The organism is Acidicapsa acidisoli (assembly GCF_025685625.1).
Classification (GTDB): Bacteria; Acidobacteriota; Terriglobia; order Terriglobales; family Acidobacteriaceae; genus Acidicapsa; species Acidicapsa acidisoli.
Genome location: NZ_JAGSYI010000001.1, coordinates 1,726,819 through 1,753,404 on the forward strand (window position 1 = coordinate 1,726,819; position 26,586 = coordinate 1,753,404).

Sequence of the window (26,586 nt, forward strand, 5' to 3'; positions counted from 1 at the left end):
GTTCCTACATTCTTCCCGCCAGGAGGAACTTTGTTCGAGAGCTTCCGAATCGCTGGTTGTGATCGCACGTCAACCTTGGTGCGCGTACCCTGAATCGGCGACTTTTGGCTGTGATCGCGCGAGGGCTACAATGCGGGTCCGGAGGTGCATTGCCTGATACGGGGTGGTGAGACCTCACGTTGGAGATGTTCCCGGACAAGGGGTGGCCATGCCGATCCACTCGAAAGAAGAGGTTGTATCAAAGCTCCGTGACCAGGTGTACGGAACTAACTTCCTGCCGCATGCTCTGCCTAAATACAGGTTTCCCAAGCAGGAGACAGATCCGAAGGCTGCGTATCAACTGGTTCACGACGAACTGCTGCTGGACGGAAACTCGCGACAGAACCTTGCAACCTTTTGCCAGACCTGGGTTGAGCCGGAAGTCCGCAAGTTGATGGATGAGTGCATCGATAAGAATCTGATCGATAAGGATGAATATCCGCAGATGGCGGAGATCGAGTCGCGCTGCGTCCACATGCTCGCCGATCTCTGGAACTCGCCGGATGTCGCAAACACGCAGGGCTGCTCTACTACCGGGTCGAGTGAGGCGGCCATGTTGTGCGGGCTGGCGATGCGGTCGCGATGGGAACGCCGGCAGCGCGAAGCGGGCCTTTCGACGGCTAAGCCAAACCTTGTTTGTGGGCCGGTTCATGCTTGCTGGCCGCGATTTTCGCGCTACTTCAATGTGGAGCTTCGCCAGGTTCCATGCGAAGGCCGCAGGTTGTTGCTGTCGCCCGCGGAGGTGCTCAAGCGATGCGATGAAAACACGATCGGAGTGGTGCCGACACTGGGAGTCACCTATACGCTGCAATACGAGCCGGTGCAGGATATCGCGATGGCTCTCGATGATCTGGAGGAGGAACGAGGGCTGAATATACCGATCCACGTGGACGCGGCCAGCGGTGGTTTTATCGCGCCGTTTATTCATGCTTCGCTGGCGTGGGATTTTCGGCTTCCGCGCGTGAGATCGATCAATGCTTCCGGGCACAAGTTTGGCCTGGCGCCGCTGGGGTGCGGTTGGGCGATCTGGCGGTCGGCTCTCGATCTGCCGGAGGAACTGGTCTTCCGCGTGAAATACCTTGGCGGCAATATGCGAACGTTTGCGCTTAATTTCTCGCGGCCTGGCGGGCAGATCGTCGCACAGTACTATAACTTTGTCCGCCTCGGCCGGGACGGGTATGCGAGGATCACGCAGGACTGCGCCGACGTAGGACAGTGGTTTGCCGATCAACTCAAGAAGCTGGGCCTGTTCGAACTGATTTATGACGGCCGCGATGGAGTGCCGGGTTGCACCTGGACGATTCCTCGCGGGCACGATCCGGGCTTCACGCTCTACGATCTGGCGGATCGTATGCGGGTGCGCGGTTGGCAGGTGCCTGCCTATCCGATGCCGCAGAACCGAGGCGATCTTATCGTTCAGCGAGTGCTGATGCGGCTTGGCGTTAGCCGCGATCTCGCTGGGCTTTTGTTCGGAGATCTGCAAGAGGCGATCAAACATCTGAAGAAGAATCCGTCATCGAAAGCTCTCACTCGTCAGAGTGCGGGGGGCTATCACCATGGCTGAATTTCCGGTCATGTCTCGATTCATATTGCGCTGCTCTGTCCCACATTTTAGGGACTCATTCTGAGTGACCCTAAAAAGACTCGCCATAAGATGTGACTTTTCTGCGCCATTGCGAGAGATCTAGTCTCGCAGGAGTCAGCACCGGAACACCGACCGGAAGGAGGCCACAACAATGGCAGACCACGAGAGTGAATTGGAATTGGAACTTGAGGATGAATTCCACGAGGGTGAATTCGAAGGCGAGGATGAGGCTGGTCTGGAAGGTGAAGGCTGGCTGGGCGCTCTGGGCAGCCTGCTTGGCGAGAGCGAATACGAAGACGAGTACGAACTCGAGGATGAGTTCGAAGGCGAAGATGAGGCTGGTTTGGAAGGCGAGGGCTGGCTGGGCGCTCTGGGCAACATCGCAGGCAGTCTCCTGAGCGAAGGCGAAGAGGAGTACGAGGGGGAATATGAGGACGAATTCGAGCAATTTTCGTTTGGCAGCTTCTTCAAGAAGGCGCTTCCGGTTCTCAAGAGGGTCGCGAAGGTCGCGGCTCCGATTGTCGGCACGGCGATCGGCGGCCCAATTGGCGGCAAGCTTGGCTCGCTGGCTGCGGGAGCTCTCGAAAGCGAATACGAGGACGAGTATGAGGGCGAGTTCGAGGACGAAGCTGAGTCGGAAGTAGCCCACGAGATTGCTTCTCACGAACTGACGCACAATGAGGCGATGGCGGAGATGATGGCCGAAGCCGCATCGCACGAAGCGCATGAAGGCGAGGCGGAAGCTATGGCGGGAGCCGCATTTATGACGGTCATTTCGCCCCGCGACCGGAGAGCGCTACGGCGCATCCTGCCTCACCTTACACGTGGCACGGCTATTCTCACTCGTATCCTTCGCCGTCGTCGCAGCACACGTGCTGGAGTTCGGGCGGTGCCGACGATCATGCGCCGCACAGTGAAAAGCTTGAAGAGCCAGGCCGCGAAGGGCGTAAAGATCACGCGCCAGAGAGCGGGACAGACGGCGGCGAAGCAGGTCCGCAGCGTGCTTGGCAATCCGAAGGCTGCTGCAGCCGCTATCCGGCGTAACGCAAAGGTCAGCAGCGTGTACAAGCGGCCAACGCGTGCGCGCCGCCGGCCCGCAGCGGTAACTACCGGCACGACACGCCGTCGCCGACGCAGCAGTTTGCGGTAGAGATCACTCGGCCCGGGCGGGTTCGAAGCATCAAGTCCGAATCATCAAGCTGGAGGATTCATCATGGCATACGAGATGGAAAGTGAACTGGAAACCGAATTCGAAGAAGAGCTTGAAGACGAATCGGAAGAGGAGATGGAAGATGAAGCCGTTCTGGAAGGAGAAGGATGGCTCGGCGCCCTCGGCAACATCGCCGGAAGTTTGCTCAGCGAGAGCGAAGACGAATACGAAGGCGAGGACGAGTATGAGGACGAGATCAGCCCGGTCCGCAAGGTCTATGCCGACGCCATGATGGAGCACCTCGGCGAGCTAGCAGCCGAAGCGGAGACCGAGGACGAGGCTGCCGAACACTTCCTCCCGCTGGTTGGAATGGCCGCCAGCAAGCTTCTGCCAGTAGTGGCCAAGGCAGTTGCGCCTATGGCGAAAAAGGCTCTGCCGAAGATTGCGAGCGCGTTGACCAAAGCCACGCCCAAGTTGACGCGAGGTGTTGGTACGGTTGCGAAAGCGCTTCATCGAAATCCTCAAACGCGGCATCTGCTTCGCGCTGTGCCTGGCATCGCACGACGCACGGTGGGCAGCATCGCTCACAAGGTCGCACGAGGCGGGCATGTTACGCCGCGCACAGCGGTTCAAACACTCGCCCGGCAGACGCGGCGAGTGCTGGGTACGCCGCATCACAGGGCGCAGGCTCTGCGACGCCATCATCATCTGGAACGAAGGTTCCACCGGCACGTGGGACCCGGAATGGGCCGGGCTCATGCACACTACGGGCCAGCCGCACCAGGCACGCATACGCGCTACGGCTATGGAGTTCGGCGAGTTGCTCCTGGGGCGCCTCGAGTCACAGGGCAAAGTGTCCATGCTGTCCACCACGCAGCAGGCTCAGCGCCAGCCCCGGCCGGCACAACAACCACGCACTATGGGGCGGCCACGGCAGGACCTGGTGGTTGCTCGTGTCCTAAGTGCGTTGCTACCTACTGCCGATGCTGCGGGCAAGTCATTCGATAGCAAGTCATTCGAAAACAGGTTAGGCGCAGGGTGAACTCCATGGGAACGTTGGCCGAAAAATCGCCGGATGCAATCGAGCGGGAAGGACCGGTAACACGGAGGCGACCACGTGCCCATGGGGCGGCGAACGCAGTGTTATTGCCCTGGCTGAGAGCGCAATCGATCAATGTAACGCGTCATGCGGCGGCGCTTCGTCCTTTCAAGCGCGAGGAGTTTGGTACTGGAGCGGCGATGCCGTCGGAGGGACATATTCAGGTTGTCAACGACCTGATTACGAAGCTGCGGCGCGGCCTGCTCAAGATGTCGGAGCGGGTTCATGACTCTATCGCGACTGCGAGCGACAATCCTACCTCGGCCATGTTGCAAACAGTGGTGGCGCGCAAGGATAAAGCCCATCACTGGGTGCAGGGAATTGAAAAGATCTGGGATTTTTACTTCGAGCTCTTTGGTCAGCGCCAGGGCAAGTATGGAGATTGGTTGTTGAGCTGCGACAGGATCGCGATGGATTGCTATCAGGCTGCTTACACCGGGCTTGGGACAGCGCGCACCGTTCCTGCGCCACCGCCGTTCTGCTACATGAAGACAGGCTTTGCACCGGCAACGATCCGGCGTGGCATTCGGATGCGGAGGTTGGGCAAACAACTAAACCCTTTTCCGTTGGTGCAGCTGCCTTATCACAGGCTGGTCAATCCCTGGACGCTTGGTGCGGTGCTGCATGAGGTGAGCCACAATCTGCAGAGCGATCTGGGGCTGAACAAGGAGATTCCGCGTCAGGTCGGTCTGCGGCTGCTCAAGGCCGATCTTGGGCGGTCGGTCGCCTCGGTTTGGGTGCGCTGGAATCGCGAGATGTTCGCGGATATGAGCGCTCTGCTGCTGGGTGGGCCGGAGGTTGTTGGCTCGCTGATGGATGTGATCGGCCGGGCGCCCGCAGCGGTGTTTGGATTCAATCCGAAAGGGCCGCATCCGACGCCGTACTTACGGCTGCTCATCAGTGCCGAGATGCTGCGGCGGCTCGGCTTCGAGAGAGAAGCGGAACAGTACGCACGCGCGTGGACTCGAATCTATCCGAATCCGCAGACGGGAACCATCCCGAAGGCTGTGCTGGCGACTTTTCCCAAAGCGTGTGCGCTGGCAGTGGATGCGATGTGTTTTCATCCTTTTCCATCGCTGGGAAACAAGAGCTTGTCGCAGGTCATTCGTTTTGAGAAGAAGGACCAGAAGATGATTGAGGAATCAGCAAAGCGAATGGCGGCGGGCACAGATCCGGGCATTATTCCGGAGCGTTTTCTGATTGGCGCGGCACGCTTTGCGCTCAATCACCACATGGCTCGCCCGGGCGTTATCACCGACAACTTCTACAAGGAATTAGTGAGGAGATAGCCATGGCTCTGGAAGCGACATTTCGCGGGCTGTCTATTTGTCTCCATCAGCTGAACGATGCGCTGAATGATCTTCAAGTCACTTTAGGGGATAAGCCGCTCGATGACGAATTGGCGATGGCGGACGGGTTGGAGGCAGCGGTACTTGATGTAACCGGAACCTTGTTTGAGGCGCGGAAGGCGGCGGTGAAGGCGCGGAAGGCGGTTGGACATCCGCCAGACCTCGACCTGGCGCGACGCTCGCTGACTCTTTGCCAGGAGCGCTTTCACCGGTTCGAGAGGCAGTTCGGTGCTGATCTGGTGTCTTACGAGAAGTTGAAGGAGTTAGTGCGGATTGGCAGAGAGCGCAAAGCATGGCTGCCATGGGCCAATACGGTGAAGTTTGGAATCGATCAGTGCAGGCTGCCGCTTGAGCGCACCAGCCAGGCGATAGCGGCTTGCTGGCAGGAACTTGCCGAGCGGTTGGGGACGGTCAATCTCTCTGTGCAGACGATCGGACAGCAGATCAAGATGCCGGATACGACCAGGGATCGGGAGCCTGAACGTGTTACTTGAATGGCAGCAAATCTGGGCGTTCAATTGGCGTATCGGACGACGAGAGCTTTGCATCCACCAAGAATCGAAACAGGAATCGACACAGAAATTGAAACAGAGGATGACCGCGGCGGAAGGAGAACGAAGATGGCGACATTGAGAATCACTGGCTGCAGAGTGAACACGACCTCGATTACGATTTCCTTCTCGGAGGCGGTTGACCAGACTACGGCAGTCGCTTTGAACTCGAGCAATGCTACGAATCCAGCTAACTACACAATTTCCGATCCGGCGGCCGGATTCTTTGGGAATCCAACCGGGACTCTGACCGTGGTGGATGACCGATCAGTTGTGATCGCCATGCCGTCGGCGAATGCCTTCAATCCTGGCGACTGGGTCACGATCACGGTTAAAGGAATCGGGCTGGCGTCCAACCCAGGCACCTCCGCGATGACTTCAGAGTCCGTGCATCGGCAGGTTCCCAACGACGCGCGTCGAGCTACGCGGGACGTCGAAGACGCGGTAACTTATCCGATCCTTACCGAGCAGGTGCGGTTTCCGCGCTCGGGCGGGGGGCCGACGACAGGAGTTAGTTCATCGCAAAGCGGAGCGCCTCTCGGACAAACAGCGGCGCTGGCCATCGGCGATGTTCTGGGATGGAAGGTGAGCAGCACCGATCCTAAGGGGTTTGTCGGAGCTCTCTCGCAGGCTTTCACGCTGACCGATGTTGAAGGCCACGTGGAGTCGACCTGGAATCCTCGCACGTATGCGGTGCAGACCGATCTCGGTGGCGGCATCAGCGGCGCGCAGGCCAGCCTTTACACGCGCGCGAAAGATGCGCTCGACCAGTCTCTCTCGCTGCTCAATGGGCTCTATCCACTGGACTCCGATGCCGATCCCGAATATGTGAAGGCGCTGCGAGAGATGGCACGCAGCCAGATGACAGAGATTGTCCAGGAGTTCGGAGCGGTCGGGCTGCCTTCTATCCTGCGCATCGACACTTACTTTGAGATTCTGCTGGGGCAACACCCGACGCGCCATTCGAACCCGGTGCAGTTCGATCCGGACCAGGTGAAGGGCACGCTGGGACAGTTGAGGGATACTTACGGAATCTATTTCCGCGGCAATCCGTTTAATAACTCGATCGAGGACGAACAGGATATTACGAACTTCCGCGTGATCTCCGATTACATGACCTCGCTGCTGCAGAGTTGGATTGCCAACCGCGAGTTCTTCATTGTTTCGCCAAATCGCATTGCCTTCTTCGGCACGCAGCTTGTGCTGATCTCGCGTCAGCTCAATGTGATCGCGGAAACGGTCGATGAAGTGCGGTTCACGCTGGACTCGGTATTCATTGGGCCGAACGAGCGCCAGACTTTGCTGCTCAAGTTTACCGATCACACGCTGCCGCCGATGTTCCTCGAAGATGTACTGGTTGAGATCGAGCGATTTGTCGAGGATGAGGGACCGAGGCTGCTGCGGGATGGCGGCAAGATCTCCATAACCAACAACATTCTGCCTGTGGTGCGGTCTCTGAAGCACATGATTGAGCAGGCGCATGATCCCGAGAACAAGCGGGTATTGCCGGATGGCTTCAAGACAGCAAGAGTGCGCCACTCCCTGGACGATTTGCGGGACCAGCTTGGCGAGCTGATCAAACTGACGACGCAGGTCGAGCAGCAGGTGCCGTTCCCGGAGTACGATCTGAGGATCGACGGGGTTTCGGCTGCTTCTTCCCCGGATACCGGCGGTGACACTTACTCAGCCACGATCTCGTTCTTCGGAAATGCGATTGACTATGGGGCCAGCGTAATTCTCCATTCGCTTGTTCCGCTGGCGACAGCCGACTATACGGTTGAGTACTATTCGGCGGAGCGGATTGATGTTACGTTCACCTCCTTTAATCCTTCGAGTTTTCCGCTGGACAATGGAGACCACGAAGTCAGGGTTGAGAATCCTGACGGAGAACGCGCAACGTTCCGTTTTAGTGTGAACTGGGCTCTAGATTCCACCATTGGTCTCTACAGTCTTACGGTGGCGCCGGTCAATGGCGAAAGTGGGGATTACAGAAACAGTGGCTATACCGGCAGTTCCTTCGGGCAGGCAGCAGCAATCAGACGCTCTAGTGTTTCGCCAACTGCTGCGCTCCCATCTGCGCCTTCGGCGGCTCAGGGGAGTTCTGGCGCACCAGCTCGTCCTGCTCCGGCCCCGGCTGCACCGCCCGCTCCGCCAGCGGCTACGGTTGAGCACATCGCCGCGTTGCAGAAGAAGATGGACGACATGCAGACAGTTCACAAGAACCTCTTCGAACAGCTCGAAAGCAAAATCGCCGGGTTCTTCGAAAGAAAGCCGAAGTAAGAAGCTGAACGCGGAGAGCCAAAGGCGAGGTTTGCAGGGATACCAGCAGGGTTTTGGGAGTTGCAGCGGAATTCAAGACGTGGCACGGACTACGGCAGTGAGGAGGCGCATCAATGGCTTCAGAAAAAGACTACCAGGGTTTATACGATCGCATAGCAGCTCTTCGCGAGCAGGTTGCCAGCCGGCTTTCTTCGGACCTGGTATCCAACCCCTCGCTCGCCGACGCGATCACCAAGCAGATTGATGACATGCTGGCCTCCGTGGTGGACGCCGATTCCAGGATTCCGCCACCGCCGGACAAAGGCCTCAGTCAGCTGGCAGGCGTCGGTCCCGATGCTGCAAAAGCTCTTGGCGCTACGCGCATTCCGCAGGGTGTAGAGGCCTATGACGAAACCATTACTTCCGAACGCATTATTGCCGTCGGAGATATGTACTACCTTTGGCAGCATGAGAAGATCGGAGTCTTTCGCGCGGTGCAGAAGCTGCAGGAGCTATTCAAAGCAGGTACGGTACGGCTGTCTTCGGGGCCTGGGGCATTTGCGCTTTATCAGTTCGATCGTCGCGATGTGCTGCGCTACACCAAGGAAGACCGTCTGGCGGCTTACCGGCGGATCTTCGGCTATGGCGGCGCTCCGGCGCCTACGGGTTCACGCGCCAACACGGACTACCACAAGCTCTTCTCTCACTTCGTTCATCAGGTCACGCTGTTCTGGCGCGACAAGCGCATTTCAGACGTAATCCGGGAGCGCGCCTATGACCCAAGTTTCGGGTCGATCGCAATTGTGCGGCGCGCGGGACTGGATCTGCGCAATAACCTCAAGTGGTTGTCGTTTGGGCACCTGAACGTACTGCGCGTTGAAGTGATGCAACTGCTCGAAGAGGCGTTCAAGATCCTCGACTCGGACGACGTGAAACGCTTGTTCGGAGCCGACACCGGCTGGGATGTGCTGGAAGAAGTTTTGATTCGCTATTTCAACGAACGGCTTGTAACTTCACCTCGTCAGCGTATGGGTGTTACGGGGCGCGAAGTGCTTCGCTGGCTGGCGCAACCGCATATTCTACAAACCACACGATCGCAGTTTGAGACGCTTTTACTGGAGATTGCAGAGCAATCCGAAGAGTGGCTAACGAGTGCGCAGGCCATGGGGCTGGGCAAGAGGACGGGATCGCACCGGGTACTTCCTTGGGATCAGACTCAACCGACACCGATCAAATCAAATGGACGCCAGAAAGCAGGGGTTTCTCCGCAGCGAGCGCCGGCACGCGAGTTCGAGTATGAACTTTGAGAGCGCACGTCTGTCACGGCCCCTGTAACTGCAAAACGCAAGCAGATGCCCTGCTTCCAGCTTGGCGAACCAGAAAGTGAGGCTGTCCATTGAACAACGATCTTTTTCGGCAGGGGCGGATACAAGTGCGCAGACCGGCCATCGTCAGCCCATCGGCCTTCCCAACCTCCGCCAGCTACGTTGGGCGCCAAAGTCGATTTGACGAGCGTTCGCGGAGGAGGTACGGGGACTGGTCCGTCCTCGGAGTTCCGGCGATGTTGCTTTGGCTTGACGACGTCGCTGCGGCTGACTGTCTCGATAACTCCTGTGACGATAACTACTGAAACGATGGCCAGGCACTCAGACGACTTCCATACGATGGGGGTGAACCTTGGATCCACATCGCGCGCTCAACTATGCTCGTGCCGGCCGGAAGAGATTTGTTTCGGAACTGACGGAGTTCCTTCGCTTTCCCAGTGTCAGCTCTCAACCCGAGAGGGCCGGCGATCTCAGGCGTTGTGCAGCTTGGCTAGCGCGGCATCTAAAGAAGATCGGGCTGGATCACGTACGCGTTATACCAACCAAGGGCAACCCCATTGTCTATGCCTCGTGGCGGCGAACTCGCGATCGTCCGACTCTGATCTTCTACGGGCATTATGATGTGCTGCCGGGAGAGCCCCTGAGTGAATGGCGAACTCCGCCGTTCGTTCCGACGCTTGAAAATAATGCTCTTCATGCACGCGGCGCTGCGGATGATAAGGGGCAGCTTTTTTCCCATGTCAAAGCGATTGAGTCCTATCTGAAGACGGAAGGGGCTCTGCCTGTCAACGTAATCTGCATCTTCGAAGGGGAAGAAGAGATCGGCAGCCCCAATCTTTCTTACTTTGTTGAACGCAACCGTCGCGCGCTCAAGGCTATTGCCGCGGTTATCTCGGATACGCGCATGATATCCGCCGATCAGCCTGCGATCAGTTATGCGCAACGCGGCGGACTTCGCGCCGAAATCGAGGTACATGGGCCGCCTCAAGAGCTGCACTCGGGCGCATTTGGGGGAGCGGTTCACAATCCTGCGATGGCGCTCTGCAGTATCATCGCCGGTCTGCACGACGAAGAGGGCCGAGTTACCATTCCTGGATTTTATGACGAGGTGCGCGAATGGAGTGGAAAGGAACGCAGTTCTATGGCTCGATCCGGCCCTTCGGACGATGCGATTTTACGCGACGCAAAGGTCGAAGAGGGCTGGGGAGAACCGGGCTATAGCTTGTATGAACGCACGACGATACGGCCGGATGTTTCCGTCAACGGCATCCTGGGTGGACATACGGGACACGGCGCGAAAGGAGTGATTCCGGCGAGCGCATTAGCTAAGATCAGCTTTCGGCTGGTCCCCGATCAGGATCCGCATAGGATCGCGCAGCTCCTTCGAGATCATATCTCGCGCGTTACACCGTCGACCGTCAGCGTCACACTGCGTACGATGTCTTCCATCCATCCGGCGCTCATCAGCCGTAGTCATTCCGCGGTTCAGGCCGCGAGCCATGCTTACCGGAAGGCATTTGGAAAGCCGGCGGTCTTTATCCGTTCCGGTGGTTCCATTCCGGTGGTCCATACCTTTCAGAATGTTCTGGGCATCCCCGCGGTTCTGATGGGTTTCGGATTGCCAGACGATAACATCCACGGACCCAACGAGAAGTTTCACCTGCCAATCTTCTACAAAGCAGTTGAGACTTGCATCTGGTATTTCAAACTGGCATCTACGTTGGGACATTCGATTCGGGAACCGCAAGCAAAGGAATGGAGCCTATGATCATCGATTGCCATTGCCACGCGGGGAAGGGCGATCGCATGACGGCGCCGTGGAATACGGAAGCGGCGATTGAGCCTTATCTTCGGCGCGCTCGCGCGGCTGGTATTGCGAAGACCGTTGTGGTGGCGACCTTTCACAGCGACTATGCCAAAGCGAACGCCGATGTGGCTCGTATCATTGCCCGCTATCCAGACCGTCTCATCGGTTTTGTCTTTGTCCACGCTAGTCGCGACGCTGGCCGCATATTCTCAATGGTGGCACACGCCCTTCATCGCTGGCATTTTCGCGGCATCAAGATTCACGGCTACGAGGCGATGCCCACGCGTGAGGTTTGTGAAGCAGCTCGCAGGTTCCGCGTGCCGATTTTTGTCGATGTGGTAAGCCGCCCTGAAGTCATCGACATGCTTGCGCCACAATATCCCGATGTCAACTTCATTGTCGCTCATCTCGGCAGTTACACGGACGATTGGCGCGCACACCAGCAGGTGGTTTATCAAGTTGCCCGCTACCCTAATGTCTACGCGGACACTTCGGCGGTGCGGCGCTTCGACTACATCGTAGAAGCCATCAAGCGCGCTGGGCCGCGCAAGCTTTTGTTCGGTTCCGACGGTCCGTGGATTCATCCCGGCGTCGAGCTTCATAAAATCAGGATGTTAGGCTTGCCAAAGGAACAGAGCAAGCTCGTGCTGGGCGGGAACGTGATGCGCTTAATGCGCCACGCCCATGTCGGCGAGGCAGCATCGCATGTAGCCCGCAGTGAGAAATATAGCGGGGATGGCGAGCCAGAGCTTTTTGAGGCTTCGGCCCCAAGACTGTTATCGCCCGATCCCGCTGCGTCCGCGAGCGACTTCAACGAATACCGTCTTTAGCTGCGGTTACACGACAAGCGGCAGATGGAATCACCGTATAAAGTTCCTGAACAAAGCTCACTTTGATCCGACTGTCCCATGATGTTCCGAAGCAAGTCCGCCTGACTCCAGCAACTGCGCGACCATTGCCGCTCTTGATCCCACTCCAAGTTTGGCGAAGATACGGCGCAGGTGGGTGCAAACGGTCCACGAACTTATGTTGAGTACGTCCGCGATGACCTTGTTGGGATGCCCCTTGGCGACCATACGCACGATTTCCTGTTCCCGCGGACTAAGTCGAATTCGGCCGGATCTTGGTTTGGGCATTCGCACCAGAAGGTAGCGAGAACCCTGGATTTCGGTGTCGACGAGAACTTCTTCGGAAGCTTCATCTGTATCACTTTCGAGTGCTTTGCCAGCACCCTTTCTTCCGACCAACTCCACCAGCGTGCGTACCACCTCATCCGCACGTGTCAGGGTGAGTTCGGCAGGAAACTCCATGGCGACCAGGGCTGGGCTGCTTCGCATGGCAATCATCTCCATCTGCATGGCGTGAGGTCTTCCCCAACGCAATACATAGCTGCTACTTACATGTCACACTCCGAGGAACAATCAGAGAAATTGCATTCCTTCCTATCAAAGAGTGCAGGTGTAGCCGTAATCGCTACAAGAGAATCGACGAATTATGGAAAGATATCGTCAGGAGTGACCCAACACCAGTCGCCTATTCAGGCGAAGCCCATACTGACTACTTCCCAAAAATTCGAGTTTTGATTTCGACATCCGAGTTACTCGCGTCTTTCTTCGGCCTAGCAAGTCCTTCAGGATGAAGGCAAATGGTGAGTGGGCCTTTGTTGCGCGTAAGGGGAATTTCGGGAACTTTTTTGCGGAGAGTTGTTCCCATCGGATTCAGAAGATCCAATATAGATGAATGCGCTGGCGAGCCGCTATCAATTTCTATGAAGTTCAGCCTTTTTCTTAATCACGATCCGGTGGAACGTACGGCGAAACGCTGCATGCGATTGATGCGCTCCCCAAAAAAGACGAGAATCTTCGGTTATGAATGTCAAAGCCCGAGTCCGTCGCTTTCCGACACAGATCGCCTCGATCCATCACCAACCTTTCGATATCGCAAATCATCCAATCCACATGGCGTTGAATGCGGATCTATTGCAGAAAACGTTTCGTAACCTGCGCAAGGCATTGAAGAGTTTCCCGAAAGTGCCATCTCCGGACGAGGTACATGGTCTTCGTACGCAGACGCGACGTCTCGAAGCTACCCTTCATGCCTTGATGCTCGACAAGAACGAAGAGGGAAATCGTTTGTCGAAACTCCTGACGCCTGTTCGAAAAGCGGCGGGGGAAGTGCGAGATATGGATGTTCTTTTTGGATTCGTTTCCTCTCTCGCGATCGATTCCGAAGACGAATGTGTGGTGCAATGGCTGGAGCATCTTGGAAGCCGCCGCGTGCAGGCCGCCGCGGAACTTCACAAGATTATTGCAGCGCGGAGGAAGGAGGCGCGCCACTACCTTAGGCGATGTTCGACATTCATGGACGGGGAGTTCGAATCTGCAAAAGCTAGTATTTCGAATCGTTCGCGGGCGTCTGCAGATGTGATGGCGGTGTCGCTTCAGGTTGCTGCAGAGCTGGGAGAATGGCCAAAGTTGGATGCAGCCAACATGCACGCCTTTCGTCTCAAGGTGAAGGAGCTGCGCTATATTTTCCAGTTGGCAGAGGATAGTGATTCAACCCTTATCGAGGCCCTGGGCGAGGTTAAGGACGCCATTGGTGACTGGCATGACTGGAATGAACTTGCTTCGCTTGCGGACGAGGCCAGCGGAGATCGACCCGGCCGTAAGCTGACGAAGCGAATTCGAGACAGGGTGAAGGAAGAGTTTGAGAGAGCTCTCGCAGTTAGCAACCGAATGCGCAAACAATATCTTGGTGCCGCTAAGCAAAAACGCGAAGCAAGGCGCTCTCCTATCCGGCAGAAGGGCTCTCTCGTGGCGGCGACGTCTCGCCTGGCAGGTTAATGCAAGTGGAGATTTCTCTTGTAAACAAACGCACAAAGCTTTCAGTTATGTTGGACTTGGAGCGATCAAGGTTCGCATCCATACAACTCCGGCAGTCGAAATAGATACCAGTTCGGCGCGTTTCTCCATGAGCACAGCAACCTCCAGTCGGATTTCGCTACCGAATGAAGGAAAGAGATGAAGGGCGTGAGTTCCGTGAAACAGGTTCTCTTGGTGAACGGTAAGAGCCAGACAGTCGAGATCGATCCCGACACGCCCTTGCTGTTTGTGTTGAACGACGAGCTTCACTTGAATGCGCCTCACTTCGGTTGCGGCATGGCGCAGTGCGGGGCCTGTACCGTGATGATCGGATCGCAGGTCGTTCGTTCCTGTGTGAAACCGGTCGGCAGCGTTGGTCGGGAGCCCATTACGACGCTCGAGGGTCTTGGTTCTCCGGAGAAACCTCATCCGATTCAACAGGCTTTTCTCGAGGAAGGCGCAGCGCAGTGTGGGTACTGCCTGAGTGGGGTAATTCTGACTGCAAAGGCTTTGTTGGATGCAAAACCGCATGCAACGGATCAGGAGATTCGCGAGTCCCTCGGAGGGGTGTTGTGTCGCTGCTTTGCGCACGCTCGAATATTGCGTGCGATTCGCCTTTACCGAGACGGGAGGCATGGATGATAGCGCCGCGCCGCGAATTCCTTAAGGGGGCCGGAGTGTTGATCGTCGGCCTGTCTTCTAATTTTCTCGCATTTGCGCAGGAGGGACAGTTTGGAACACACCGGTCGCATGTCGATCCGGATAAGCTGGATTCCTGGATCGCTATAAATTCCGATGGGACCGTTACGGCATTCACGGGGAAATGCGACCTCGGCCAGGGCATCTTTACCGCGCAATCCCAATTGATCGCGGAGGAGCTATGCGTACCTTTGCAAGCTGTGAGGCTTGTTCAATGCGACACGGATGTCACGCCGGATCAGGGCAGCACTTCGGGTAGCCAATCGACGCCAACCAACTTTAATGTGCAAGACCTTGCGCTGGCAGCCGCAACGGCGCGGGAAGCCCTCATAGGCATGGCTGCGCTGCAGTTTGGAGAGGACGAGCGGACGCTGACAGCGATAGACGGAGCGGTCAGATCTCCCGGAGGCAGACAGATAACGTATGCCAGTCTCATCGGCACAAAGAAGTTCAGTCTGCCCGTAAACAAAGAGGCGAAACGCCGCTCCCCGAAGGAATGGACAATCTTAGGCAAGCCTGTTCGCGCACTCGATCACGCTGCACTGATGACGGGGGGATTTGAGTTCGTCCAGAATGTTCGCGTCCCCGGAATGCTCCACGGCCGGGTTGTGCGCCCTCCTGCAATGGGGGCAACGCTGCTATCGGCAGATAAGGCTTCGATCACAGGTATCCCCGGTGTGGTTGCGGTTGTCGTCCGTGAGGATTTCGTCGGGATTGTGGCGGAGACTCAGTTTGCTGCAGTGCAGGCTGCTCGCAGACTGGTCTGCAGATGGAATCCTGGTCCAGCGTTGCCGCCGCAGGACAGGTTCTTCGATCATATGCAGCAGCAGCCCTCGCATGACGAGTTGAGTGTGGATTCCGGAGATGTCGCAGATGGACTTCAGAGGGCACATCACGTTCTTCATGCGCGTTATACATATCCGTATCAAATGCATGGATCGCTCGGCTCCTCCTGCGCTGTTGCCGATGTAAAGTCAGATCATGCGGTCGTGTGGTCTCCCACGCAGTCGGTCTATCCGACACGAAACTGCATTGCGATGCTTCTCAATATGCCGCCCGACAGAGTCCGCGTCATCTTTGTGCGCGGATCGGGCTGTTACGGGCTGAACGGTGCAGACGCCGTGTCATTCGATGCGGCCGTGCTGTCGCAGGCGGTAGGAAGGCCGGTACGGCTCCAGTACACTCGGCAGGACGAGATGATGTGGGAGAATTTCGGGAATGCGTGTGTCATAGAACATCGCGTGGGTCTTGATGCAGATGGTTCTATCGTTGCGTGGGACAGGGAGAACTGGGTGGCCAATCGTGGCAGCCGCCCAGGCTACGACAAGCCCGGAAATGTCATCAGCGGAATGCTGCTTGGCTATGATCCCGAGCCATTGAAACCCACGCCCGCGAAGGCGCCCACCAGGAAATTGCGCAACGGCAGCAACACGGTCCCGGAATATGTCGTCGGCTGCGCAGGCGGAGTATGTAGTGGCAGCGGTACTGTAAAGAGCGAGCGCGTATTGACACATACTGTCGCGTCACCGTTTTATACAGGGCCACTGCGTTCACCGTTGCGCATTCAAAATACATTTGCGAACGAATGCTTCATGGACGAACTCGCCTATATGGCAGGCGCGGACCCGGTGGAATATCGACTGCGCCATCTCCATGATGAAAGGGTCCGTGGTGTTCTACAGACCGTCGCCAAAGCCGCGAACTGGCAGGCTCGATCGGTTCACCGAAAATCTGCTTCCGGGCATGAAGAAGTGACGGGACGGGGCGTGGCCTGTGTCGCCTATGAAGGCGATAACGGTTATGCCGCCCTGATTGCAGACCTGGCTGTGAACTTGCGAACCGGTGTTGTGCGACCGATAAAATTTACGATCGCAATTGACTGCGGGCCGATATCGAATCCCGACGGATTGCGCAATCAAGTCGAGGGCGGATTGTTGCAAGGCATGAGTCGTTCTTTAGTGGAAGAGGTCACCTGGGACGCAGAGCGCGTTACCTCGGTGGACTGGGAGGGATACACCAGCCTTCGTCTCGACTATAACGTTCCGGCTATAGAAACCATCTTCGTTGTGCCGGACGATGTGAGCGCGACGGGTGCGGGAGAGACTTCGATCACGGTGGCTCCGGCGGCCATCGGTAACGCGATCTTTGACGCAACCGGAGTGCGTCTGCGTCACGTGCCTTTCACCCCCGCGCGGTTGCTTGCAGCGATCCATCGCCGCTTTGAGGCGACGTCGGTATGAAGCGCATTTTGGCTACACTCATCGCGGGATACGCGGTAATGCTCTATGCCGTGCCACAGTCTGCGGGAACTGACAGCAGCCGCACCGAAGGAGTTGCGGCGTTCCAGGCAATTACCCCCGTGCTGCATCATCCCCGTTGCCTCGTCTGTCACTCAACAGGTGGTTATCCGCGCCAGGGAGATGATCTGCATCAGCACGTTATGGATGTGCAGCGCGGGCCAAACGGAGAGGGCGCCGCACCGGTTTATTGCAGCAGCTGTCATCAGGACCACAACCTCGTAGGCGCGCATATGCCTCCGGGTGCGCCGGATTGGCGCCTTCCTCCGCCCGACAACCCAATGATCTGGGAAGGCCTCTCCGCCCGCCAGCTATGCGAGTTGCTGACTGATCCCAAACGCAATGGTGGACGCGATGCGAAGGCGATTGAAACGCACATGCACACGCCACTCGTGTTGTGGGGATGGCATCCCGGGGATGGCCGCCAGCCGGTGCCGATGTCCGAGGAGACGTTTCTCAGGAAGGTGCACGAATGGACATCCGCCGGAGCACCGTGCCCGTGAGACCAGTAATTCGCAATTTGAAGTTGGTGGGTCAACCGTTTTCTACGCGCATCTTGATATCGGCGTATGCCGTCTCGATGAGCCTGTTGAGCGACGCGGCATCTATGGCCTCGCCCGTTCTTAGCTTTACGTGGCGCATGAATTTGCCGGCGCCTTGCAACAACCGGGCCGGATCCGGCAGCGCTGCGCCGTGAAAGAACCCCACGTTCACGTGCGAAATGAATACATTGACGTAGCCGAAGGGCACATCGCCGAAGCAGGCTACCGGACAGCCGTCATGCAGGACCTCGCGAACTTCATCGCCGCATTTTCGCATCACCTCGAACCACTCGTGCGCGATGGCACCCAGTGCTCCTCCATGCTTATGCATCCACACATCGATGGCTGGATCGCGCTCGACAGTTTCGTTGAATCGTAGCAATTGCGCTTTCATCGCCGCTCCACTTTCGCTTTCGGAATCTATCGTACGCGGTATCTCCCTACATGGAGCTTTTCTGCATCTAAGTTTCCAGGAGAGCCTCTGAATGAAAGCTATAAGCCTTTTGGGTGTGGGAATATGCGGCGGGGCGCTGATTGCCGCAGGATGCCGCAAAACGAATTTCGTGGACAAGATGGCATTCAAGTCGGCGATCAACAATTACTACAGCACCCGCCAGGACTGTGTGTGGCCGAGTCCCGTGAAATTTCCCGTGCAGGCGGACACTTCGAACTATGAGCAGACAAAAGGCTATGATGCATTGACAGACACGGGTTTCCTGGTCAGGAAGGCTGCAGAAAAGAAACGTTTCCTGATCGGGTCCAAGCAAGTCAACGACTATGATCTCTCAGATAAGGGTCGGTCGAGTTGGACGGCGGAACAGACGCAGCCGGGCTATGGCAACTTCTGCTTTGGTCATCGCGAGGTGACGACTATCGACGGATTCTCACCAGCCGATGTTTCGGATGCCACTCAATATAGCGTCAGCTATCACTATGACGTTGCAGGTGTTCCCGGCTGGGCTTCCACCGTGGAGATGAAGACGGCTTTTCCAGGAGTGGCGATGGACATGTCGGGCCAGCAGAGTGCGGTCGCGAATGTCGTAAAGTCAGATAGCGGGTGGCAAGTAAATAGCGTCACACCCACCGACTGAAGATGCGCCATAATCCAACATGATCCAACCGGCCGTCCGGGTTGGTTTCTCTAACAGATCTCCAGACAAGCTGAGAAGGGCACCGCGCAAATCCTCGGAGCTGCAGGTGCTTGGTGTTCTTCAGAAAGGCTGATTCCGATGGTTTTTCCCGCGCGAGGCATATAAAACCTACTTACAAGGCCGAAATTAGTCCAAATCATCGCACACTAACCTAAAACCGGACTTCTTCAAGTCACTTGCTATCAAACACTTCCGTTGATTCGAGGCCGGTTAGCCAACTTGGCGTCGGCGTTGCGATCTCGTCTTTGGCGACCATTTAGAATCAACGAATTAGGTAATGTAATCAAAGGCTTGTACCCCTGATGAAGCGTTTGTATGGGGTTTGGAACCTGCGATCGAGACAAGCCGGCCATTCCGAGAGGGCGTGGCTGGATTTCGGCATGGGGACATCGGAGCCCTGGTTGTTCCATGCTGGAACTGTGTACTTCAACCCAGTCGGAGTGATAATGATCGAAACAAGCCAAAGGCGCATGAATTCCCCAGGCCAGGTCTTATTTGCCAGCCTGGTGGGAACAACTGTTGAATTTTTTGATTTCTATATTTATGCCACAGCTGCGGTTTTGGTCTTTCCTCGCCTTTTCTTTCCAGCTTCGGATCCTGCTTCTTCAACGCTGGCCTCATTGGCAACCTTCGCCATAGCGTTCATTGCGCGCCCGATCGGATCTGCCCTTTTCGGACACTTTGGCGACCGGATCGGACGCAAGAAGACACTGGTTCTCGCGCTTTCGACCATGGGAGTGTCAACTTTCCTGATTGGTGCGTTACCCGCATATCAGACGATTGGTGTCGCCGCGCCGTTGCTGCTCGCTCTCTTCCGCTTCGGACAGGGCGTTGGTCTTGGAGGAGAATGGGGCGGAGCTGTTCTGCTTGCCGTTGAGAATGCTCCGCCGAGAAAGCGTGCGCTCTACGGCATGTTTCCGCAGCTCGGAGCACCCATTGGCTTCCTTTTCTCTGGCGGCATTTTTCTGCTCCTCTCCCGATGGCTCACGGACCAGCAGTTCTTCGCCTTCGGCTGGCGGCTACCATTCCTTGCCAGCGCGGTGCTGGTGCTCCTCGGTCTCTATGTTCGGCTGACCATCACGGAGACGCCGGTATTCCAAGCTTCCATCGAGCGCTCCGAGCCGGTTGGTGTCCCGATGTTTACCGTCTTCCGTCACCACGCCCGGTCACTGTTTGCGGGCATTCTTACCTCTCTCGCGACATTCGTTCTTTTCTATTTGATGACCGTCTTTGCGCTATCCTGGGGAACCAGCGCACTCCACTACAGCCGCGCCAGTTTTCTGATGATCCAACTACTCGGCATCCTCTTCTTCGCGATCACGATTCCTATCTCCGCCATGCTTGCCGAGCGCGGACGCCGCCCTGTTATGTTCACGGTCACTGTGTTGATCGCTCTCTTTGGCCTTGTGCTCGCCCCATTGTTCACGGCGGGCACTGCCGGAGCCGTAGTGATGACGTGTCTTGGCCTTTCTCTGATGGGCTTTACTTATGGTCCACTCGGCACCATCGTCTCAGAGCTGTTCCCAACTCCGGTTCGATATACCGGGAGCTCTCTCGCCTTTAGCGTGGCGGGGATTTTGGGCGCCTCCCTTGCCCCTTATATTGCTACCTGGCTCGCGAAGAATTTAGGCCTGCGATATGTTGGCTACTACCTCACGGCCTCCGCGGTTCTCACACTCCTGGGCTTGCTGTTGATCCGAGAAACGAAAGACGATGATCTCGTCACATCAAATCTTTGATCTGTATGCCGTAATTTGGGATGGCTAATGAAATGTGCCGAATATACGAGGTTCCTGCGTGATCTGCCGTTTGAGACGAAGAGACATCTTTGTATCTTTATATTTGATTGCTTTTCAACTGGCGCTTGGCCAGGAGATGAAGCGGCCTTCGGCGGTGCCCCACACACATGAAAGCACGGTCGCCAAAGCGTTGGAAGTGGAAGATATTACGTCCAGGACGGGTATTCACTTCGATCATCTTTCCTCTGTGGAGAAACGGTACATCGTTGAGTCGATGAGCGGCGGTGTCGCACTCATCGATTTTGATCGAGACGGGTGGCCGGATATTTTCTTCACGAACGCGCCTGACGTCGACATGTTTCTGGCTGGCAAGAAAGCGCGCAACGCGCTCTATCGTAACAACCACGATGGCACCTTCACCGACGTTACGGACAAAGCTGGCGTTGGCTTTCCCTGCTGGGCCATGGGTGCAACGGTAGGCGACTACAACAATGACGGCTGGCCCGATCTGCTTGTCTCGTGTTTCGGCGGTGTTGTCCTTTATCGCAACAATGGAGATGGAACTTTCACGAATGTCACTACGGAATCTGGCTTGAGCGCAGACAAGGGCTGGGCTACCGGGGCTGTGTTTGGAGACTACGACGGGGATGGATTCGTTGATCTCTTTGTTCCACATTATGTAGATCTGGATTTGAACGATCTACCTACGATTGGATCGAAGAGAACCTGCATGTATCACGAGATTCCGGTCCAGTGTGGACCGCGTGGACTCAAAGGCTCTCCCGACAATCTGTATCGCAACAATGGAGATGGCACATTCTCAGACGTTTCAGCGAAGGCAGGCGTGGGGGATGCGCAACGTTATTTCGGACTGGGCGCCGTGTGGTCGGATTTTGACAACGATGGCAAGCTTGATCTTTTCGTGGCGAATGATGGTGAGCCGAATTATCTCTACAGAAATGATGGTAACGGCAGATTCACGGATATGGCGTATCGAGCCGGAGTAGCTGTGAATGGAAACGGCAGCGAGCAGGCCAACATGGGTGTCGCCCTGGGAGATTACCTGCACAGCGGCAGATTCTCCATTGCCATTACGCACTTTAGTGAGGAGTACACGGCGCTGTTTCGTAATGATGGAGGCTGGAACTTCGCGGATGTGTCCTTTGATGCAGGTATTGCTAAGGCTACAGTTCCGTATGTCGGCTGGGGTGATGCGTTTCTGGACATCGACAACGACGGATGGTCGGACCTCGCGCTGGTCAACGGGCACGTTTACCCGCAGGTGGACACGAAAGATATAGGAACCAAATATCGTGAACCGAAAATATTTTTTCTCAATCAGCATAATGGGAAATTTCGCGATATCAGCAGAGTATCGGGGCCGGCTGTTCAGGTCCCGCAAGCGAGCCGTGGATTGGCCGTAGGTGACTTGTTCAACGATGGGCATCTCGAACTGGTGGTCGAGAATATTGAGGGTCGTCCGATGGTTCTGAGGACAGAGCCTGATGCGAGGAATCACTGGATCGGTCTGGAACTGGCGGGAACGAAAAGCAATCGGCTGGCATTGAACGTGCGGGTCCGTGTAACTGCCCGCGACCTGGTGCAGTCGGACGAGGTGCGAAGCGGCGGGAGCTATCTCTCACAGAACGACCTGAGGCTTCACTTTGGTTTGGGAGCACACGCAAGAATCGATAAGGTAGAGATCTTCTGGCCATCCGGGAAGCGGGAGACCTTAACGAATTTGGCAGTAGACCAGTTTTATTCGGTGCTTGAGGGGGAAGGGATAGTGCCCGCGGAACGGATCCGGCCGAGTTCTCCAGCGCGATCACATTTTTAAGGACGTCTCATATATAAAGTCAAATGGCTGGAGCGTCGAACTGCCGATCGTTCCGATTAGGCATCCGTCATGGCTTCTCATCTCAGAGGGCTTGGCCCTCCACGTCGCCATCCTTCGGTCCGTCTCTGAAGCTATCTTCTCAGAGGAAAAGCCTCTGAGGCCGCATGTTGTTGACGGCGTCTCCGTCTCCGATCTCATTCATGCTCAAAGACTAAAGGCGTGATTCCTCCCCTCGATTCAGTTCGATATATTCTTGCCACCGAAGTAAAGTTGACAGCCGCATATTCGTTTTTGTAGTGTTGTATGCCGCCGAAGTAAATCGAATTATTCCGGCATGAATAACTCACCCTCCGCAACAAGGGCGCCCGCCGAAATCTTGCGATGGAGGGAATCATAAGAATTTTTTTAGGAGACCAACTTAATGCCAATCTCGCGAGGGATCGTGAGCCGTTCATTGTCATGGGCGCAAACTCTAGTAACCGGAAGATCGGTGGCTGTGCTTTTGGTAGCACTGCTGCTGGCATTCACTCCCAAACTTCATGCACAGGCAGCAGCACAACTATCAGGCACCGTGACTGACACCACCGGAGGAGTAGTTCCGGGAGCTCAAGTTACCGTCATCAACGAGACAACGAAGGACTCGCGCATAACGGAGACAAACGGCACAGGCTTCTATGCTTTCCCTGCGCTCGTACCTTCGACTTATTCCGTGAAAGTCGATATGAAGGGCTTTCAGTCGAAGGAGTTGACCGGCCTCACGTTACACGCAGGCGATACGCTTGCCGTCCCTACCATCGCGCTTGACATAGCGAATGCAGCGACGCAGACGATCGAGGTTGTGGCTGCTCCCGAGGTTCTGCAGCAGAATAACGGCGAGCGCACCGCTGTGCTGGATGCCGAGCAGATTGAAAACCTTGCCCTGCAGGGCCGCGACACCACCGAGCTATTGAAGATATTGCCCGGTGCGACGACAACTTCAGGTGGTTTGACCCAGGCCAGCCCCACATTCAGCGATCTTAATATCTCCGCGAATGAGAGTTCGATTGGCAACGGCATCAACCTGAACGGCGCTCCTAACCGCGGCGGTACAGCGCTGCTCTCCGACGGCGTCAATGTACTCGATCCAGGTGACAGCGCCGGCTCGATCTCCATTGTCAGCCCTGAGATGACCCAGGAAGTCAGTGTACAAACTTCAAACTTTGGTGCGGACGGGCAATTTGGTCCCATCGTTGTCAGCGCCATCAGCAAGTCGGGTACCGCGAACTATCACGGCGAGGCCTATTTCGACGCTCGCAACGACATTCTGAATGCTAATGACTGGCAGGATAATAACCAGGGCGTATCGAGGGGCGATGCTCACTATTATTACCCTGGCGGCAACTTCGGCGGCCCTGTTCCGCATACTCATAAGACGCTCTTCTTCTGGGGTGGTTACGAGCGATTCCTTCAGAACCAGGGCAATGCCAACGTCCTCAAATCGTACATTCCCAGTCCCGAGATGCTGGCCGGTGATTTCACCTCGGACAACGCCGATAACGTTGCGCTTTGCCCGACCGGATTCTCATCGACGGTTCAGAACCAATGGTGTAACGATCTGACAGGCACGACTCTGCCGGATGGCACGACGGTCACGAACGGTCATATTCCGGGCCAGTTCCTTGACCCGGGCGCAAAAGCGCTTGCCAGCTTCTGGCCGACTCCGAACGCTAACCCAGCAACCACTAAGGGCGGCTACAACTACTATCAACCAGTCGACAATATCAATAACGGGTGGGTCTACCGTCTGCGGGTGGACTACAACCTGAGCGACAAGACAAAGCTCTACATCTCTTACCAGCAGGCCTATAGCGCCGAGCTTGCTCAAGGAAACGGAGCCCACATCTACTGGACGCCGGGGAACGCCATACCTTTCCCGGGAGGCGGAATTTACGGGTACGTCTATACGAAAGCGATTGCCGGCCACTTTGTCCATACCTTTGGCCCTACATCTACGAATGAGTTCATCGCAAGCTGGGGCTACGGCAACTTCCCATTCGGCGCGCCGAACATCAAATCCGCTTACAAGTCGACGCTTAACTATCCATATGCGACGGTCTACAACGGCGGTTCACAGCTGATCCCGTCCTATAGCAGCGCGGGCAACTTTACCTTCCCGGATTTCTCTCAGAGTGATATCTTCGAGAATCCTTTGGGAACGTATGAGGTTCGCAAGGAAATCCCTGCGTTTGCCGATAACTTCACCAAGGTATGGGGAGCCCATACTCTGAAGTTCGGAGGCTTCACGCAGAACGTCGGCAACATCCAAAGCAATGACGGTACGAGTCTGAACGGCAATATCTCTAGTTTCAGCGGTCAGAATCCGAACATCTTTACCGGAACCACCGTCGGCTCCCCGAATAACCCCGTAGCCAATTTCATCATGGGTAACGTGACTGGATACTCGGAGAATAATCTGGCTCCTGTCAGCGATATGGCTTACCAGACAACTGCGTTTTACGCAGACGATTCGTGGAAGGCCACAAGGCGTCTGAGCATCGAGTTTGGAGCGCGCTTCGAGCACGTGGGGCACTGGTATGACCGGCAGGGAACTGGCATGGCTGTATTCTTCCCGAACCGTGTTCTGTCGGACTGGAATTCAGGCAAGATCGATCCCGGCTATTACTGGCATGGTATCGACCCCGGCGTGCCACTCAGCGGGCAGCCCAACCGATTTGCTTTTGTCTCTCCACGCTTCGGTCTGTCTTATGATGTCTTCGGGACCGGCAACACTGTCGTTCGCGGCGGATGGGGCGCCTACCGCTTTACTGGCCAATACAACGACTATGCCGGTGCGCTCACGACGGCACAAGCTGTTCAGACCTACAATCTGCCCGGACAGAAGACAGTTCTGCTCTCCCAGATCGGACAGTTGAAGCCAGCAACGTGCACGATGCAATGCGCATCCGGTTCTCAAAGTGGTCTTGATGCTAATGACTATGGCGAACCCGTGACATATAGCTACAACCTCACGATTGATCAGCGTCTCAAGTGGAACACACTGCTGGACGTTGCCTACGTGGGAAGCAGCACAAGCCAGATTCTGAATAATGGCGAGACTATTGAGGGCAGCGGCTTCAGCGCACTCGCGGATCAGAACAAGACTCCGATTGGAGCTTTCTTCCAACCGGATCCTATCACTGGAGTCATCTCCAACAATCCTGAGAACATAGCTGAGAACACCAACGGCACGCCCACCGGAAACAAGGTTGCAGACTACCGGCCTTTTGGGTACGCATACGGCACCAGTAGCGTATACGAGTCTCAGAGTACCGACTACACAAACTACAACGGTCTTCAGGCGGCATGGATCAAGTCGTCCGGCAAGCTCTCCTACAACTTCAACTTCACCTGGTCTAAAACACTGGGAACGGGCTTGCAGAACAATCCGTTTGCTCTGCGCGCGAACTATGGTGTGGAGGCAATCGATCGCCCCTATGTCTTCAATTCTTCGTACACCTATCAGACCGGAAGTTTCCACTACGGCAATGCATTGGTAAAAGCTGCCATGAGCGGATGGACTATTTCCGGTACGTCCACCTGGCAGGCGGGCGGCAGCTTGCTGGCGCAGTTAGGTAATGGCGTACCGAACTTCGGACTGTCTTTGGCCTACGATCCGGCCACCATTCCCACTTACGCTGCTCCAACTGCTAGCAAACCAAATGCAACCACGACTAACGGCGTCACGACCGGCATTGGGGACCCAACTTACTATGGGACCGACGCGTCGATCGCGATCCAGCCGGTATTGACCTGCAATCCAAACTCGGGACTGGCGAAATATCAACGCGTCCAGTTGAGCTGCTTCGCCGCCCCCGCTGTTGGTACGTATGGTGGCCAGAAGTATCCGTATATGAGTATGGGCTCGTATTTTGACAACGACCTGGCTTTGTATCGGACAATCCATCTACCGCGCGAACAGAACGTCCAGTTCCGGATCTCGGCCTTCGACTGGCTGAACCACCCGCTGCCGGAGTTCAGTTCGCAGAATCAGCTCACCTTGAAATATCTGGTGAACTATGGCAGCAAGGCCATCGCTCTGAACACTGGCACCGGAGGTACAGTTCAGAACTTCGGCTTCATGGATACAAAATCGCAGGCTCCCTACTCGCGCATCCTTGAGCTGAACGTGAAGTACAACTTCTAACCTTGCTTTAACAACGAAATCCGGCCTTCCGCGACTGCTATGAAATGTGGTTTCGGCAGGTTGGATGGATACAGAAGGCGCTTCCATGCGGAGGCGCCTTCTTTTTGATCACC

At 56.2% G+C, this 26,586-nt stretch carries 20 protein-coding genes; 18 read left to right on the top strand and 2 right to left on the bottom strand.

Translation table 11 applies throughout. From position 1 onward, the window contains the following. The first annotated feature begins 208 nt into the window (after positions 1-208). The 10 genes from OHL23_RS06945 to OHL23_RS06990 all read left to right on the top strand — a co-directional run bounded on the left by OHL23_RS06945 (position 209) and on the right by OHL23_RS06990 (position 11,994). Positions 209-1,603, top strand: coding sequence for a glutamate decarboxylase (locus OHL23_RS06945; protein WP_263351061.1), 1,395 nt, complete (start codon positions 209-211; stop codon positions 1,601-1,603). Between the two features lie 172 nt (positions 1,604-1,775). Next, complete coding sequence (locus OHL23_RS06950; protein WP_263351062.1) at positions 1,776-2,774, top strand: hypothetical protein; 999 nt, start codon at positions 1,776-1,778, stop codon at positions 2,772-2,774. Positions 2,775-2,837: 63 nt separating this feature from the next. Next, a complete protein-coding gene (locus OHL23_RS06955; protein WP_263351063.1) occupies positions 2,838-3,782 on the top strand; it encodes a hypothetical protein in 945 nt (314 codons plus the stop codon). A gap of 39 nt (positions 3,783-3,821) precedes the next feature. Continuing rightward, on the top strand, positions 3,822-5,162 hold the full coding sequence (locus tag OHL23_RS06960; RefSeq protein WP_263351064.1) for a hypothetical protein: 1,341 nt from the start codon (positions 3,822-3,824) through the stop codon (positions 5,160-5,162). Positions 5,163-5,164: 2 nt separating this feature from the next. After that, positions 5,165-5,716 carry a hypothetical protein gene (locus OHL23_RS06965; RefSeq protein WP_263351065.1) on the top strand — a complete coding sequence of 184 codons (552 nt, stop codon included), beginning with the start codon at positions 5,165-5,167 and terminating at the stop codon, positions 5,714-5,716. Between the two features lie 126 nt (positions 5,717-5,842). Further along, the gene (locus OHL23_RS06970; RefSeq protein ID WP_263351066.1) at positions 5,843-8,053 is read left to right on the top strand and encodes a hypothetical protein; all 2,211 of its coding nucleotides are present in this window, start codon (positions 5,843-5,845) and stop codon (positions 8,051-8,053) included. A 113-nt stretch (positions 8,054-8,166) separates the two neighbouring features. Continuing rightward, positions 8,167-9,339 (top strand): hypothetical protein, encoded by a 1,173-nt coding sequence (locus OHL23_RS06975; protein WP_263351067.1) that lies wholly within the window; start codon positions 8,167-8,169, stop codon positions 9,337-9,339. An 89-nt stretch (positions 9,340-9,428) separates the two neighbouring features. Further along, entirely contained in the window at positions 9,429-9,662 is a 234-nt protein-coding gene (locus tag OHL23_RS06980; protein WP_263351068.1) for a hypothetical protein, read from the top strand. 47 nt (positions 9,663-9,709) lie between these two features. After that, complete coding sequence (locus OHL23_RS06985) at positions 9,710-11,125, top strand: dipeptidase (RefSeq protein ID WP_263351069.1); 1,416 nt, start codon at positions 9,710-9,712, stop codon at positions 11,123-11,125. Further along, positions 11,122-11,994 (top strand): amidohydrolase family protein, encoded by an 873-nt coding sequence (locus tag OHL23_RS06990; RefSeq protein ID WP_263351070.1) that lies wholly within the window; start codon positions 11,122-11,124, stop codon positions 11,992-11,994. The genes OHL23_RS06985 and OHL23_RS06990 overlap by 4 nt, the downstream gene beginning before the upstream one ends. Before the next feature lie 57 nt (positions 11,995-12,051). Here OHL23_RS06990 and OHL23_RS06995 read toward each other — a convergent pair whose 3' ends face one another. Continuing rightward, entirely contained in the window at positions 12,052-12,501 is a 450-nt protein-coding gene (locus OHL23_RS06995; protein WP_263351071.1) for a response regulator transcription factor, read from the bottom strand. A gap of 531 nt (positions 12,502-13,032) precedes the next feature. On the opposite strand from OHL23_RS06995, the gene OHL23_RS07000 reads away from it, so the two are divergent. The 4 genes from OHL23_RS07000 to OHL23_RS07015 all read left to right on the top strand — a co-directional run bounded on the left by OHL23_RS07000 (position 13,033) and on the right by OHL23_RS07015 (position 17,524). Then, positions 13,033-14,007, top strand: a complete 975-nt coding sequence (locus tag OHL23_RS07000) for a CHAD domain-containing protein (RefSeq protein ID WP_263351072.1) — start codon at positions 13,033-13,035, stop codon at positions 14,005-14,007. Between the two features lie 186 nt (positions 14,008-14,193). Then, positions 14,194-14,667, top strand: coding sequence for a (2Fe-2S)-binding protein (locus OHL23_RS07005; protein WP_263351073.1), 474 nt, complete (start codon positions 14,194-14,196; stop codon positions 14,665-14,667). Then, the gene (locus tag OHL23_RS07010; protein ID WP_263351074.1) at positions 14,664-16,964 is read left to right on the top strand and encodes a xanthine dehydrogenase family protein molybdopterin-binding subunit; all 2,301 of its coding nucleotides are present in this window, start codon (positions 14,664-14,666) and stop codon (positions 16,962-16,964) included. The genes OHL23_RS07005 and OHL23_RS07010 overlap by 4 nt, the downstream gene beginning before the upstream one ends. Beyond that, complete coding sequence (locus OHL23_RS07015) at positions 16,961-17,524, top strand: hypothetical protein (protein ID WP_263351075.1); 564 nt, start codon at positions 16,961-16,963, stop codon at positions 17,522-17,524. The genes OHL23_RS07010 and OHL23_RS07015 overlap by 4 nt, the downstream gene beginning before the upstream one ends. A gap of 31 nt (positions 17,525-17,555) precedes the next feature. On the opposite strand, the gene OHL23_RS07020 is transcribed toward OHL23_RS07015, so the two are convergent. After that, a complete protein-coding gene (locus OHL23_RS07020; protein ID WP_263351076.1) occupies positions 17,556-17,957 on the bottom strand; it encodes a DUF1801 domain-containing protein in 402 nt (133 codons plus the stop codon). Positions 17,958-18,048: 91 nt separating this feature from the next. Between OHL23_RS07020 and OHL23_RS07025 the strand changes: the two genes are divergently transcribed. From OHL23_RS07025 to OHL23_RS07040, 4 genes are all read left to right on the top strand, one after another. Further along, on the top strand, positions 18,049-18,654 hold the full coding sequence (locus OHL23_RS07025) for a hypothetical protein (protein ID WP_263351077.1): 606 nt from the start codon (positions 18,049-18,051) through the stop codon (positions 18,652-18,654). 506 nt (positions 18,655-19,160) lie between these two features. Continuing rightward, a complete protein-coding gene (locus tag OHL23_RS07030; RefSeq protein ID WP_263351078.1) occupies positions 19,161-20,453 on the top strand; it encodes an MFS transporter in 1,293 nt (430 codons plus the stop codon). Positions 20,454-20,556: 103 nt separating this feature from the next. Next, a complete protein-coding gene (locus tag OHL23_RS07035) occupies positions 20,557-22,290 on the top strand; it encodes a CRTAC1 family protein (protein ID WP_317891652.1) in 1,734 nt (577 codons plus the stop codon). Between the two features lie 490 nt (positions 22,291-22,780). After that, on the top strand, positions 22,781-26,473 hold the full coding sequence (locus OHL23_RS07040; protein WP_263351079.1) for a Plug and carboxypeptidase regulatory-like domain-containing protein: 3,693 nt from the start codon (positions 22,781-22,783) through the stop codon (positions 26,471-26,473). Positions 26,474-26,586 lie beyond the last annotated feature (113 nt).